Source organism: Aquirufa echingensis, from assembly GCF_042714525.1.
Taxonomy (GTDB): domain Bacteria; phylum Bacteroidota; class Bacteroidia; order Cytophagales; family Spirosomataceae; genus Aquirufa; species Aquirufa echingensis.
On the sequence record NZ_JBBKYA010000004.1, the window covers coordinates 40,718 to 54,070 of the forward strand.

14 protein-coding genes are annotated in these 13,353 nt (G+C 43.9%); 13 read left to right on the forward strand and 1 reads right to left on the reverse strand.

Features of this window, described 5'->3' with window-relative positions; translation table 11 throughout:
* The first annotated feature begins 28 nt into the window (after positions 1-28).
* From purB to SKC38_RS08210, 12 genes are all read left to right on the forward strand, one after another.
* The gene (gene purB, locus SKC38_RS08155; protein ID WP_377976641.1) at positions 29-1,384 is read left to right on the forward strand and encodes an adenylosuccinate lyase; all 1,356 of its coding nucleotides are present in this window, start codon (positions 29-31) and stop codon (positions 1,382-1,384) included.
* Positions 1,385-1,415: 31 nt separating this feature from the next.
* Positions 1,416-1,799: a VOC family protein gene (locus SKC38_RS08160; protein WP_377976642.1), complete on the forward strand. Its 384-nt coding sequence runs from the start codon at positions 1,416-1,418 to the stop codon at positions 1,797-1,799.
* 188 nt (positions 1,800-1,987) lie between these two features.
* Positions 1,988-3,397 (forward strand): anthranilate synthase component I family protein, encoded by a 1,410-nt coding sequence (locus SKC38_RS08165; RefSeq protein WP_377976643.1) that lies wholly within the window; start codon positions 1,988-1,990, stop codon positions 3,395-3,397.
* A 6-nt stretch (positions 3,398-3,403) separates the two neighbouring features.
* Positions 3,404-3,970 carry an anthranilate synthase component II gene (locus SKC38_RS08170; RefSeq protein WP_377976644.1) on the forward strand — a complete coding sequence of 189 codons (567 nt, stop codon included), beginning with the start codon at positions 3,404-3,406 and terminating at the stop codon, positions 3,968-3,970.
* Position 3,971: 1 nt separating this feature from the next.
* Positions 3,972-4,961, forward strand: coding sequence for an anthranilate phosphoribosyltransferase (gene trpD / locus SKC38_RS08175; protein WP_377976645.1), 990 nt, complete (start codon positions 3,972-3,974; stop codon positions 4,959-4,961).
* A gap of 12 nt (positions 4,962-4,973) precedes the next feature.
* Complete coding sequence (gene trpC / locus SKC38_RS08180; protein WP_377976646.1) at positions 4,974-5,759, forward strand: indole-3-glycerol phosphate synthase TrpC; 786 nt, start codon at positions 4,974-4,976, stop codon at positions 5,757-5,759.
* Between the two features lie 3 nt (positions 5,760-5,762).
* Positions 5,763-6,359 (forward strand): phosphoribosylanthranilate isomerase, encoded by a 597-nt coding sequence (locus SKC38_RS08185; protein ID WP_377976647.1) that lies wholly within the window; start codon positions 5,763-5,765, stop codon positions 6,357-6,359.
* Positions 6,356-7,549 carry a tryptophan synthase subunit beta gene (trpB, locus tag SKC38_RS08190; RefSeq protein WP_377976648.1) on the forward strand — a complete coding sequence of 398 codons (1,194 nt, stop codon included), beginning with the start codon at positions 6,356-6,358 and terminating at the stop codon, positions 7,547-7,549. Before SKC38_RS08185 ends, trpB begins: the two co-directional genes overlap by 4 nt.
* A gap of 1 nt (position 7,550) precedes the next feature.
* The gene (trpA, locus tag SKC38_RS08195) at positions 7,551-8,330 is read left to right on the forward strand and encodes a tryptophan synthase subunit alpha (protein WP_377976649.1); all 780 of its coding nucleotides are present in this window, start codon (positions 7,551-7,553) and stop codon (positions 8,328-8,330) included.
* A gap of 107 nt (positions 8,331-8,437) precedes the next feature.
* Positions 8,438-8,791 carry a 50S ribosomal protein L19 gene (gene rplS / locus SKC38_RS08200; RefSeq protein ID WP_377976650.1) on the forward strand — a complete coding sequence of 118 codons (354 nt, stop codon included), beginning with the start codon at positions 8,438-8,440 and terminating at the stop codon, positions 8,789-8,791.
* 119 nt (positions 8,792-8,910) lie between these two features.
* Entirely contained in the window at positions 8,911-10,059 is a 1,149-nt protein-coding gene (locus SKC38_RS08205) for a Gfo/Idh/MocA family protein (protein WP_377976651.1), read from the forward strand.
* Positions 10,056-11,432: a Gfo/Idh/MocA family oxidoreductase gene (locus SKC38_RS08210; protein ID WP_377976652.1), complete on the forward strand. Its 1,377-nt coding sequence runs from the start codon at positions 10,056-10,058 to the stop codon at positions 11,430-11,432. Before SKC38_RS08205 ends, SKC38_RS08210 begins: the two co-directional genes overlap by 4 nt.
* Here the strand turns inward: SKC38_RS08210 and SKC38_RS08215 are convergent.
* Positions 11,429-12,139, reverse strand: coding sequence for an ABC transporter ATP-binding protein (locus tag SKC38_RS08215; protein ID WP_377976653.1), 711 nt, complete (start codon positions 12,137-12,139; stop codon positions 11,429-11,431). The genes SKC38_RS08210 and SKC38_RS08215 overlap by 4 nt on opposite strands.
* 128 nt (positions 12,140-12,267) lie before the next feature.
* On the opposite strand from SKC38_RS08215, the gene SKC38_RS08220 reads away from it, so the two are divergent.
* A complete protein-coding gene (locus SKC38_RS08220; protein WP_377976654.1) occupies positions 12,268-13,302 on the forward strand; it encodes an acyltransferase family protein in 1,035 nt (344 codons plus the stop codon).
* The last annotated feature ends 51 nt before the right edge of the window (positions 13,303-13,353 follow it).

Sequence of the window (13,353 nt, forward strand, 5' to 3'; positions counted from 1 at the left end):
TTGTACCTTTGCGCTTTGAAAAGATCCTATGGAATTAAATCTACTTACGGCGATTTCGCCCGTTGATGGTCGTTACCGTCGCCAAACCCAATCACTCGCTCCTTATTTTTCCGAGTTTGGTCTAATCCAATACCGCGTTCGAGTAGAGATTGAGTATTTCATCGCTTTGTGTGAAATTCCTTTAGCTCCACTAGCAAGTTTCCCCAAAGAACATTATGCAGCGTTGCGTGCGATGTACAACAACTTCTCCGAAGCAGATGCACAATGGATTAAGGAAACCGAAAAGGTGACTAATCACGATGTGAAAGCTGTGGAATATTTCATCAAAGATCGGATGTTGGCCTTGCCAGGTGATTTAACGCCTTATGTTGAATTTATCCACTTTGGCTTAACTTCTCAAGATATAAATAATACCGCGATTCCGCTTTCCATCGCTGAGGCGCATCGAGATGTAATTTTGCCTGCTTATCAGGCAGTTGTTGCGACGTTGGATGCTTATGCGACCGAATGGAAAGAGATTCCTTTGTTGGCCCATACACATGGCCAACCGGCATCTCCGACTCGTTTAGGTAAAGAAATTAAGGTTTTTGTTGAGCGTTTAAATCGCCAATTAGACTTATTATCTCAAGTGCCGTTTACGGGTAAATTCGGCGGTGCGACAGGTAATTTCAATGCGCATCAAGTTTCTTTTCCGGAGATTAACTGGCCGGAATTTGCTGCCAACTTGCATGCAAATCTAGGTATTACGCGCTCGAAATACACGACTCAAATCGAGCATTATGATAATTTAGCAGCCTATTTTGATGGCTTAAAGCGTTTGGATACGATTTTGATTGATTTGTCTCGCGATATTTGGCAGTACATTTCGATGGGCTATTTCAAGCAAAAAATCAAAGCTGGCGAAATCGGATCTTCAGCGATGCCGCATAAAGTCAATCCAATCGATTTCGAAAACGCGGAAGGGAACTTCGCGATGGCAAATGCATTCTTTGAATTCTTGTCGGCGAAATTGCCTATCTCCCGTTTACAGCGTGATTTAACGGATTCAACGGTCCTACGTAATGTAGGAACGCCATTGGCTCATGTCGTGATTTCGTTGAATTCCTTGCAACGTGGTTTAGGGAAATTAGAATTGAATAATAGCAAAATCCAACAAGACTTAGAAGATAACTGGGTGGTAATTGCGGAGGCGATTCAGACAGTCTTGCGTCGTGAAGCGTTCCCGAAACCGTATGAGGCGCTGAAGGATTTGACACGTCATCATGGAAAAATTGACCAAACGGTCTTCCATAATTTCATCGACGGCCTAGCCGTTTCAGATGCCATTAAAGCCGAATTGAAATTAATCAGCCCATTCAACTTCGTGGGCCGCGACGAAAACTAAACCCCGACTAGCGACTAGTGACTTGAAAAATATGAACCATCGCCTCATGCACATCGCCCTTGTGGTGGCCGACTACGACGAAGCAATTACTTGGTATACCGAAAAACTCGGTTTTACTTTGGTGGAAGACACGCGGCTAAGTGATGTGAAACGCTGGGTGCTGGTCCAGCCTTCGGGTGAAGGCTCTTGCCAATTGCTATTGGCCAAAGCCGCAACGGACGAACAGCGTTCTCGTGTGGGCAATCAAACAGGGGGTCGAGTTTTCTTGTTTCTACATACGGATGACTTTGAAAAAGACCATCAAAATTTGCTCAAACACAACATCAAAATTGTCCGTGGTCCGGTGCTTGAAGAATATGGTAAAGTGCTCGTATTCGAGGATTTATATGGAAATTTGTGGGATTTAATCGGCTAAAATTTTGAATTAAGAGATTTCAGTTTACATTTGCATCAAATTAATACCAAGATGACAAAAGCAGCATACAACAAAAACTGGTGGCAAGGCTAATATTTCCTTGAACAGTTTTGCTGTGTGTACATGATATGTTTACGAAAGGCTTGCTGTTCTCAGTAAGCCTTTTTTTAATTTTGTCCCTAGAAAACATGTCTACAATACAAATTCGAACTGCGAGAAAAACCCAATTGGCGGATACCCTTACGCCCATCGGTATTTTCATGAAGATTCGTAAAAACTTCAAGAATTCCGTAATCCTGGAATCTGCGGATTACCACGGCCGGGAACATGGATTTTCACATATCGCTTTTGATCCGGTTGCTTCATTCGAATTAACCGATTCGAAGGTTACCCAAAAATTCCCTGACGGCTCGCTGGAAAATTTCACCTTAACGAATCGTCGGGATGCTGTTCAAGCTCTCAAAGCTTTCGCGGATCGTTTTGATTTCCAAAAAGAAAAAGGAGATTCACCGATGGCGAATGGCTTGTTTGGCCATATTTCTTATGATGCGGTTACGTATTTTGAGGATATCGAGATTCAAGCAAAAAATTCGGAAACAGAAATTCCATCCATTCGCTATTATGTGTATCGTTATGTGGTTGCGGTGAACCATTTCAATAACCAAATGTCGCTTTATGCGCATAGTTATGATGGGTCTGAACCTTCTTTTGATACGATTACGTATTTGTTGAACATGCCGCATTACGATTCAGAACGATTCGAGCGTGTAGGCGAGGAAGTAAGTAATTTGAATGATGAACAAGTGAAGGAGATTGTGGAAACATGCATCAAGCATTGTTTGCGCGGTGATGTATTCCAAATCGTACCTTCCCGACGTTTTTCCCAAGGTTTCAAAGGGGATGATTTTCAAGTGTATCGCGCTTTGCGTTCCGTGAATCCATCGCCTTATTTGTTTTACTTTGATTACGAACAATACCGCATTTTCGGTGCATCGCCAGAAAAGCAAATTAAAATTGATGGAGATGTCGCTGAAATTCATCCAATCGCTGGAACGTTTAGACGCTCGGGGGATGATGCACGGGATGCGGAATTAGCGCAAGAACTTTTGGCAGATCCGAAAGAAACGGCAGAACATGTAATGTTGGTCGATTTAGCGCGCAACGATTTGAGCCGTAGTGCGGATCATGTCAAAGTGGAGACTTTCAAGGAAGTGCAATTTTTCTCCCATGTTATCCATTTGGTATCCAAGGTGACGGGTCGCTTGCAAAAAGGCGTGAATCCTTTGCAACTAGTAGCAGATACCTTTCCTGCGGGGACATTGAGTGGTGCGCCTAAGCACAATGCAATGACGATTATTAATCGGCTGGAGCCAACAAACCGAGCGATCTATGGCGGTGCGATTGGTTTCATGGATTTTCAAGGGAATTTCAATCATGCCATTGCGATCCGAACCTTTTTGAGCAAGGGAAATACCTTATTTTTCCAAGCAGGAATGGGCGTTGTAGCGAAGTCGGTCGTTGCCAGCGAAATGCAAGAAATACATAATAAATTAGCAGCTTTGCGTCGTGCACTGGAAGTTGCAGAGAACTTAGCATAAGAAGACATGAAGAACGTTTTGGTTTTAGATAATTATGATTCCTTCGTGTACAATTTGGTATACCTCTTAAAGGAATTAGGTGCGAATGTGGATGTATTTCGCAATGATAAAATAAGCTTAGAGGAAGTGGGCAAATATGACCAAATCCTTCTTTCTCCTGGTCCTGGGATTCCTTCCGAGGCGGGAATTATGATGGATTTGTTGAAAGAATATAAGTCGACAAAAAAGATTTTAGGTGTTTGTCTAGGTCATCAGGCAATCGCGGAGGCCTTTGGGTCCCAATTACAGAATATGGGTGAGGTCTTGCATGGCGTGACGACGGAATGTCAAGTGATTGACCCGACCGAGCGTTTGTTCTTGGATATTCCATCGCGTTTTGAGGTTTGTCGTTACCATTCATGGACGGTAATTCCTGACTCGATGCCAAAGGATTTGAAGATTACAGCCCAAGATGACAAAGGATATGTGTTGGCGGAGGCGCATCAACAATACGATGTGCGCGGGGTGCAATTTCACCCGGAGGCCTATTTGACTCAACACGGATTACAAATGATTAAAAATTGGTTAAAATAAAATGAAAAAGGTTCTAGAAAGAAGAGTGAGTGGTGAGGCGTTGTCAGAACAAGAGGCGCACGAGGTTTTATTGCAAATTGGGAATGGCGGGGTGAATCCTAGTCAAATTGCCGCATTTTTATCATCTTATTGGTATCACCCGATTCAAGTTCAAGAGTTAAAGGGATTTGTTTCTGCAATGTTGGACTTAGCTGTCACAGTTGATTTGTCTGAGTTTGATGCCATGGATGTTTGTGGAACGGGTGGGGATGGAAAGGATACGTTTAATATCAGTACGACTTCCTCGTTTGTGATCGTAGGTGCTGGTCAAAAGATTGCCAAGCACGGAAATCATGGGGTTTCGTCATCCGTAGGTTCTTCAACGGTTTTGGAGTTTTTGGGTTTGAAATTTAACAATGATCCTAAAATCTTGAAACGTAAAATGGAAACAGCAGGCATGTGTTTTTTACATGCGCCTTTGTTCCATCCGGCCATGCGGTTTGTAGGGCCGATTCGCAAAGAATTAGGGATGAAAACCTTCTTTAATTTATTGGGGCCTTTATTGAACCCAGCAAATGTGAGTAAGCAATTGACGGGCGTTTATTCCCCTGAGGTCTTTGAATTGTATTCCGGTTTTTTCAAAGATTCTAGCAAGAAATATGGGATTGTTTATGCGGAGGATGGCTATGACGAAATTTCGTTGACATCTAATTTTCGTTTAGAGACGCGCGCAGGCCGAAAAGTTCATGAACCTTCAGAATTAGGATGTGAATATGTGCAGCAATCGGAATTGTTCGGAGGAGCGAATGTGGAAGAATCTGCTAATATGCTTTATAAAATTTTACAGCGCGAGGGTACAGCTGCTCAAACCAATGCAGTATTGGCGAATGCTGGAGCGGCACTTTGGGTTGCAGAGAAAGCTCCATCGTTAGCGGATGGATTTTTAATGGCCAAAGAGTCATTAGAAAGTGGAAAAGCATTCCAGGTGTTTAAGAAGTTTATTATGGATTAATCGCATTGCGCTATGACTATTTTAGATCAAATCATTGTCACCAAACGAACGGAAGTTGCCGCTGCCAAAGCGCGCGTTTCCATTTCTGTATTAGAAAAACAAGGCTATTTTGCCAGAGCTTGTCATTCCTTGGCCATGTCTTTGGTTCAGCCAGCTTCTACGGGCATCATTGCGGAATTTAAACGCAAGTCTCCTTCCAAAGGCATCATTAATGATACAATGGGCGTAGATGAAGTTACGCGTGGTTATGTGACAGCAGGAGCGGCTTGTTTGTCGGTGTTGACAGATACGGAATATTTTGGGGGGACCTATGCCGACTTTGATTTAGCGCGTCGGACGAATCCGAATACGCCTATTTTGCGTAAAGACTTTATGGTCGATGAATATCAAATCGTAGAGGCGAAATCGATGGGCGCGGATGTGGTATTATTGATCGCGGCAGCATTAAGTCCTGCAGAAATCAAAACCTTAGGGACTTTAGCTCGTTCATTAGGTATGGAAACCTTGTTGGAGGTTCATGACCAGGAAGAATTAGATCGTTCGTTGGGCGATTATATTTCTGTTGTAGGTGTGAATAACCGCAACTTGAAGAATTTTGCCGAGCAAAATGTGGAGGCATCCAAAGTCCTTGCGGATAAGATTCCTGCCCAATTTGTGAAGGTTTCCGAAAGTTGTATTTCAGGGCCTGAAATTATCAAGGAGTTGAAGGGTTTTGGATACCGCGGCTTTTTGATCGGGGAGAGTTTTATGAAGACGAGCAATCCCGGTCAGGCATTAACAGATTTCTTAAAGCAATAGGATATGAAGTGGAAGGTTTGTGGCATGCGGGATTTGAATAATATCGAAGCAGTTGCGGCTTACGAACCGGATTATATGGGCTTTATATGGGCTTCCAAATCGCCTCGCTATGTAGGGCAAGATTTTGTTATCCCAGCCTTACCTGCTAAGACAAAGGCGGTGGGTGTGTTTGTGAATGAGCCCACCGAAAATATCATTGAATTGTCTACAAAGGCCGGATTTCAGGTTGTGCAATTGCACGGCGATGAGGGGCAAGATGAGATTGATGCCTTGCGTGCTGAGGATTTGACGGTGATCAAGGCTGTCAGTGTGGCGACGGAGGAGGATGTTGAAGGCTTAGATTTGGAGCCCGATTATTATTTATTTGATACGAAAAAGGGATCTCAAGTAGGTGGAACAGGGGAGCGATTTGATTGGTCTATTTTAAAGGCCTACGAATTGGATATTCCTTATTTTCTAGCGGGAGGTTTGGATGAGGCGAGTATCGAAGAAGCGAAAAAATTGCCAGGGCTTTATGCCTTGGATTTCAATAGTAAATTAGAGTCAAGTCCGGCATTGAAGGATTTGACAAAGGTGAAGTTAATAACTCAAAATATATGAACCATTCATTTCAAGTTGACGAGCGTGGATACTACGGGGATTTTGGCGGAGCCTTTATCCCAGAAATGTTGTATCCCAATGTGGAAGAATTACGCAGTCGATATTTGGATATCATCGCAGATCCTTCCTTTCAGGAGGAGTTTCATGCTTTGTTAAAAGATTACGTGGGCCGACCGACCCCCTTGTTCAAGGCGGAGCGCTTATCGGCGAAGTACAATACGAATATCTATTTGAAGCGGGAAGATCTTTGCCACACGGGTGCACACAAGGTGAACAATACGATTGGTCAGATTTTGGTGGCGAAGCGTTTAGGCAAGCATAAGATTGTGGCGGAGACGGGTGCGGGCCAACATGGCGTAGCTACGGCGACGGTTTGTTCCTTGATGGGGATGGAATGTATTGTTTATATGGGGGCGATTGATATCGAACGTCAAGCACCTAATGTGGCGCGTATGCGTATGTTGGGCGCGACAGTCGTTGCGGCGCAGTCGGGCTCGAAGACATTAAAAGATGCGACGAATGAAGCGATGCGTCACTGGATTAATAATCCGGTGGATACGCATTACATCATCGGTTCGGTCGTAGGACCACATCCATATCCGGATATGGTTGCACGATTCCAGTCGGTGATTTCTGAAGAAATGCGTAGCCAATTGCAGGAAAAAGAAGGTCGGGATTACCCGGATTATGTGATTGCTTGTGTGGGTGGTGGTTCGAATGCGGCGGGAGCTTTTTATCATTTCTTGGATGAGCCTCGGACGCAATTGATTGCTGCGGAGGCGGCTGGTCAGGGAGTTGGTACCGGGCATTCAGCAGCGACAACCTTTTTAGGAAAAGCGGGTGTGTTGCATGGAAGTAAGAGTTTATTGATGCAAACGGAAGATGGACAGGTGATCGAGCCTTATTCGATTTCGGCAGGTTTGGATTATCCGGGCATTGGCCCAATGCATGCGCATTTGTTCAAAACTGGACGCGCGAAGTTTTATGATATTACGGATGAGGAGGCTTTGGAAGCAGCTTTGGAATGCTCGATGTTAGAAGGAATTATTCCGGCTTTGGAATCAGCCCATGCGCTCGCGGTCTTTGGCAAATTAAACGCCAAGCCGAATGAAGTGGTCGTAGTGAATTTGTCGGGAAGAGGGGATAAAGACTTATCGACGTATCAGCAACGTTTAAAATTGAATGACTAGGATGAATCGGATTACGAAATTATTTGCGGAGGCGACGGAGCCTATTTTGAATGTGTATGCGACGGCAGGTTACCCGAATTTCGGGGATACGATGACCGTGTTGAATGCCTTGCAAGCGGGTGGCGTGGATATTATTGAGATTGGGATGCCTTATTCGGATCCTGTGGCGGATGGGGAGACGATTCAGCAATCCAATCAGGTTTCTTTGGATCAAGGTATGACGGTTGCGCATTTATTTGAGCAATTAAAAGATATGCGTCAAACGGTTTCTGTACCTGTATTATTGATGGGTTATATCAATCCTGTGTTACAATATGGAGTGGAGGCTTTTTGTAAGAAATGTGCGGAAGTGGGTGTAGACGGCTTGATTTTGCCGGATTTGCCGATGGCCGAATATGAGTCGGAATATCAAGCGATTTTCGAACAATATGGTTTGTATAATATCTTTTTGATCACGCCGCAAACAACGGATGCGCGCATTGCTCAAATAGATGCGATTAGCCAAGGCTTTATTTACATGGTTTCCTCTGCGAGTACGACAGGCGCGAAGACGGGAATTTCGAGTGATCAAGAGACTTATTTCAAGCGGATTGAGGGAATGAATTTGAAGAATCCTCGCTTGATTGGTTTTGGTATTTCGGATCGTGCTAGTTTCTTGAAGGCTTCTGAATCGGCGGCTGGAGCGATTATTGGTAGCGCTTTTGTGAAGTTATTGGGACAGGCACAAGATCTTCACAATGAGATTGTTGGCTTTGTTCAATCCATAAAAGGTAAAAAGTAAGCAATTGTTTTTGGAAAGAAATATTTTTCCTATCTTTGCAACCCAATCAGCAATTTTATGTACGAAGCGACCGCTGAGTGCTGATATTACACAAAATAAAAAGTCAGATGAGTGATTTAATTAAATTTGTAGAAGCAGAAAACGCAACGCGTAGAGCTGAGCATCCAGAATTTGCAGCTGGAGACACAATCAATGTACACGTGAAAATCCGTGAGGGTAACAAGGAGCGTATCCAGGTTTTCCAAGGATTGGTTATCCAACGTAAGAATTCAGGCGCTGGTGAGTCTTTCACTGTACGTAAAGTATCTAACGGAATTGGTGTAGAGCGTATCTTCCCAATCTTGTCACCAAACATCGATAAAATCGAAGTATTGCGTCGTGGTAAAGTGCGTCGTGCACGTTTATTCTACATGCGTGGTAAGCAAGGAAAAGCTGCTCGTGTTAAAGAGAAGAAAAAATAGGTTTGAGATTTTTTTATATAAGAGAAAGCTGTTCAGAAATGGACAGCTTTTTTTGTGTTTAATATTCAGTATGTTTAGGTTAAGTCTGACTTTTAAACATAGTTTAAACCTATTCAATCATGAAATCGAGTTCCTCTAATCGTCGGAAGTTTCTTCAAGACGCGAGTTTATTAAGTGGTTTGGCATTTATGCCTACGATTAAAGACGCTACGGCCTCTTTTGTCAAACCTTCAGCTGAAAAAATCTTGGCGCCACGTTTGCGTTTTGGCGTTGTGGGGATTAATCATGGGCACATTTATTCCATGGCGAATTCCATCATACGTGGAGGCGGAGAATTTGTTTCTTATTATGCCAAAGAACCGGATTTAATCAAAGATTTTGCGAAGCGTTACCCACAAGCCAAATTAGTGAAGAGCGAGGCGGAGGTTTTGGAGGACCCAACAATCAAGCTGGTATTGAGTTCGATTACGCCGCATGAGCGTGCGCCTTTGGGAATTCGTGTGATGCAACATGGAAAGGACTATATGGTGGATAAGCCTGGGATTATAAGCCTTGAACAATTGGCAGAGGTGCGGAAGGTTCAAAAGGAAACGAACCGAATTTACTCGATTTCATTTAGTGAGCGTTTTGAAAATAAGGCGACGGAATTGGCAAGCCAATTGGTTGCGCAAGGAAAAATAGGCAAGGTGATGCAGACCTTAGGAACGGGGCCACATCGGATGAGTGTAAATTCCCGTCCCGATTGGTTTTTTGATACGAAATATTATGGTGGGATTATCACGGATATTGCGTCGCATCAAGTAGACCAATTTTTGCATTTTACGGGATCAACACAAGGTGAGGTTGTAGCCTCACAAATCGCGAATCATCACCATCCACAGTATCCGAAATTCCAGGATTTTGGTGATTTGATGTTGCGTAGTAATAAAGGTTCTGGATATATCCGCGTGGATTGGTTTACGCCGGATGGTTTGAATACTTGGGGAGATGGTCGCTTGACTATTTTGGGTACGGATGGCTACATCGAGGTGCGTAAGAATACAGATATTGCATCGCCACATGGAACCGGAAGTCACTTGTACATCGTGAATAACAAAGAGACTTTATACATCGATTGCAAGGATGTGAATTTACCGCACGGCGAGTTATTGGTCGACGATGTATTGAATCGTACCGAAACGGCGATGACACAAACACATTGTTTCTTGTCGACGGAATTAGCCCTGATTGCGCAGAAAAATGCCACCAACATATCCATCAAAGCATGAAACGGAGAAATTTCATTAACAACCTAGCGATAGGTGTCGTGGGAACATTGGGTTTCCCTACGATTGTTCCTGCGCATGTGTTGGGCGGCAAAGATGCACCCAGCAATAAGATAAATATCGGTCAAATCGGTTGCGGTCGGATTGCTCGTGGGCATGATTTACCAGGAACCTGGAAGTTCGACAAGGCGCGTATTATGGCTGTCTGCGATTTAGATCGCCATCGGACGGAGGAGACGAAACAATTGGTTGAAGAGTATTACACAAAGAAGACAGGTCAGTCGAATTACATCGATGTGAAGATGTATGATGATTACCGGGAGATGTTGTTAAACAAGGACATTGATGCGGTGATGATTAGTACGCCCGACTTTTGGCATGCGCAACCAGCGATGGAAGCGGCATTGGCGGGGAAGGATATTTATTTGCAGAAGCCTACTTCGTTGACGATTCATGAAGGCCGACAATTAGCCGAGGTGATTAAAAAAACAGGCCGCATCTTGCAGGTGGGTACGCAGCAGCGTTCTACATCACAATTTCGCATTGCAGCGGAATTGGTTCGCAATGGACGGATTGGGAAATTACATACGGTGAAAGTAGGTTTACCAGGAGATCCTTCAGGACCTTCTGCTCCTGCGATGCCTATACCGAAAGGATTTAATTATGATATGTGGTTGGGTTCTACACCCAATATGCCTTATACCGAAATCGCGGTGCATCCGCAAAAAGGTTATGACCGACCGGGTTGGTTGCGCATGGAGCAATTCGGTGCGGGTATGATTACCGGTTGGGGACAGCACCATTACGATTCTGCGGCATGGGGAATGGATACAGAATACACGGGCCCTATTTCGGTGGAGGCTGTGGCGGAGTTTCCTAAATCAGGTTTATGGAATGTGCATGGGGATTTCATGGCCAAAGCTGAGTATGCGAATGGCATTACCATGTATACTTCAGGCGGCTACCAAAATGGAATTCGTTACGAAGGATCCGAGGGCTGGATTTTTGTTTCGCGTGGGGATTATTCGGCTACGGCAAGTGATCCTACGGCTAAAGTGAAGGCCAAAGCATTAGATGCATCAGATCCGAAGATTTTGGAATCTGTGATAGGGCCAAACGAATTGCATTTATATCATTCAGATGACCAACATGGCAACTGGTTGGATTGTATTGAATCTCGCAAGGAGCCTATTTCACCAATTGAGATGGGTCATCGGGCGTGTACAGTTTGCTTGATTACACATATTGCGATGAAGGTTTCTGGTAAATTACAATGGGATCCTTCGAAAGAGCATTTCGTGAATAATACAGAAGCGAATAGCTTGTTGCGTCGTTCGCAACGTGCACCTTATGGAACAGACCGGGTAAAGGTTTAGATTTTTTCGACCTTACGTACGTTCTGATTGATGGTGTCAGATTCCACGACACCATCACGTAATCGAATGATGCGGTGGGCATATTGGGCAATATCGTCTTCGTGGGTAACCATGACGATGGTATTGCCTTTTTTGTGAAGTTGATCAAAAAGGTCCATGATCTCGTAGGACGTTTTGGTATCCAAGTTACCGGTTGGCTCATCGGCCAATAAAATCGATGGATCGTTCACCAAAGCGCGTGCAACAGCGACACGCTGTCTTTGGCCACCTGAGAGCTCGTTGGGTTTGTGAAGTGCTCGGTTGTCAAGCCCAACACCTTTAAGCGCTTCCATGGCGATTCTCGTGCGTTCTGATTTGGAATAACCCGCATAGATTAAGGGAAGTGCAACGTTTTCTAGGGCAGATTGTCTCGGAAGGAGGTTGAACGTTTGGAAAACGAAACCAATTTCTTTGTTTCGTACGGAGGCTAATTCGTTTTCCGACATGGTTGAAACGTCTTGGCCGTTTAAGATATAGGTACCGGTGCTGGGCGTGTCCAAGCAGCCGACGATGTTCATGAGGGTTGATTTTCCTGATCCGGAAGGGCCCATGAAAGCAACATATTCCCCTTTATTTACGGAGATTGTGACGTCTTTGAGTGCGTCAATAATCTCTTCTCCCATCACGTAGCGTTTGGAAATATGTTTGGTCTCGATAATTTTTGTCATGGTATCAGAAAAATTCGAATCAAAAATACATGCTTCCGTTGATAATCTGGGAACTTTTCGACGAAAGATATTTTGAGGGGATGAAGCGGTTGTAGGAAGGATAAGAGGTTTTACTTAGTTTTGTTGCTATGAAATACATCCCAGCGCTAGATGGAGTTCGTGCCTTAGCGATTTTATTGGTTTTGGTTTATCATTGGTTTCCGGAAGGTCAGGGGATTAATGTGATGCCGAATGGTCCGATTGGGGTGACGCTATTTTTTGTGTTGAGTGGCTATTTGATTTCCAATATCTTGATGGAGCAGCAGACTTTAGGAACGTTTGCTCGGTCGTTTAAGAATTTTGTGGTTCGCCGGGCACTCCGGATTTTCCCCATTTATTTTCTGCTTTTAGGATTGTTATTCGTTTTGAAGCGTTTTTCGATTGTGTTGCAAACGGATTTTTATGAGCACCCCGCTTATTATTGGGCCTATTTAGTGAATTATTGGATTGAATTGCATGGCAATTGGTCGGATGCCTTGTCGCCCTATTGGTCATTAGCTGTGGAGGAGCAATTTTATTTGCTTTGGCCGTTTTGCATGTTGCTGTTGGCGACGCGTTTTCGTGCTTATTTTTTATGGTTTGCGGTCGTTTTTGGGGTTGTGTATCGGTACTTTTCTGTGCATGTTTATGGAGGTTTAGGTGTCAGTATGTTTTCATGCGTAGATACCTTTGCCTGGGGAGCTTTGTTGGCCCATTACCTACGTGCTGGCCATTCAGCAGTTATGGGTTTATGGATTAAGCGTTTGATTATCCCGGTGGTATTTTGTTTTTTGATGTTGTGTTTAATGCATACGGATGCCGACTTAGTGAAGCAATTGTTTTTTAGAACCTTTACGTCGTTGGTGTCACTAGCCCTGTTGTTTTACGCGATGAAACCCGGATTGTGGGCACGAGTTTTATCGGTTCAACCCTTGCTTATCATAGGCCAAATGTCTTATGGCCTGTATTTATATCACATGGTGGTGCCGGATTTGTTTTTTCAACTAGTTGGTCGAATGGGGATTTCAATTCCTGAATTGCCGTATAATATCGTTCCGATGGGGGTACTCAGTTTATCAGCTTATTTATCGTATCGTTTGATCGAGTTGCCGATTCAGGCTTATAAGCGCTATTTTGTAGCTTAAAATTATCAGTATTCTGGGACGGTTTGCCACTGGCTTTATGTAGCTTTGAGC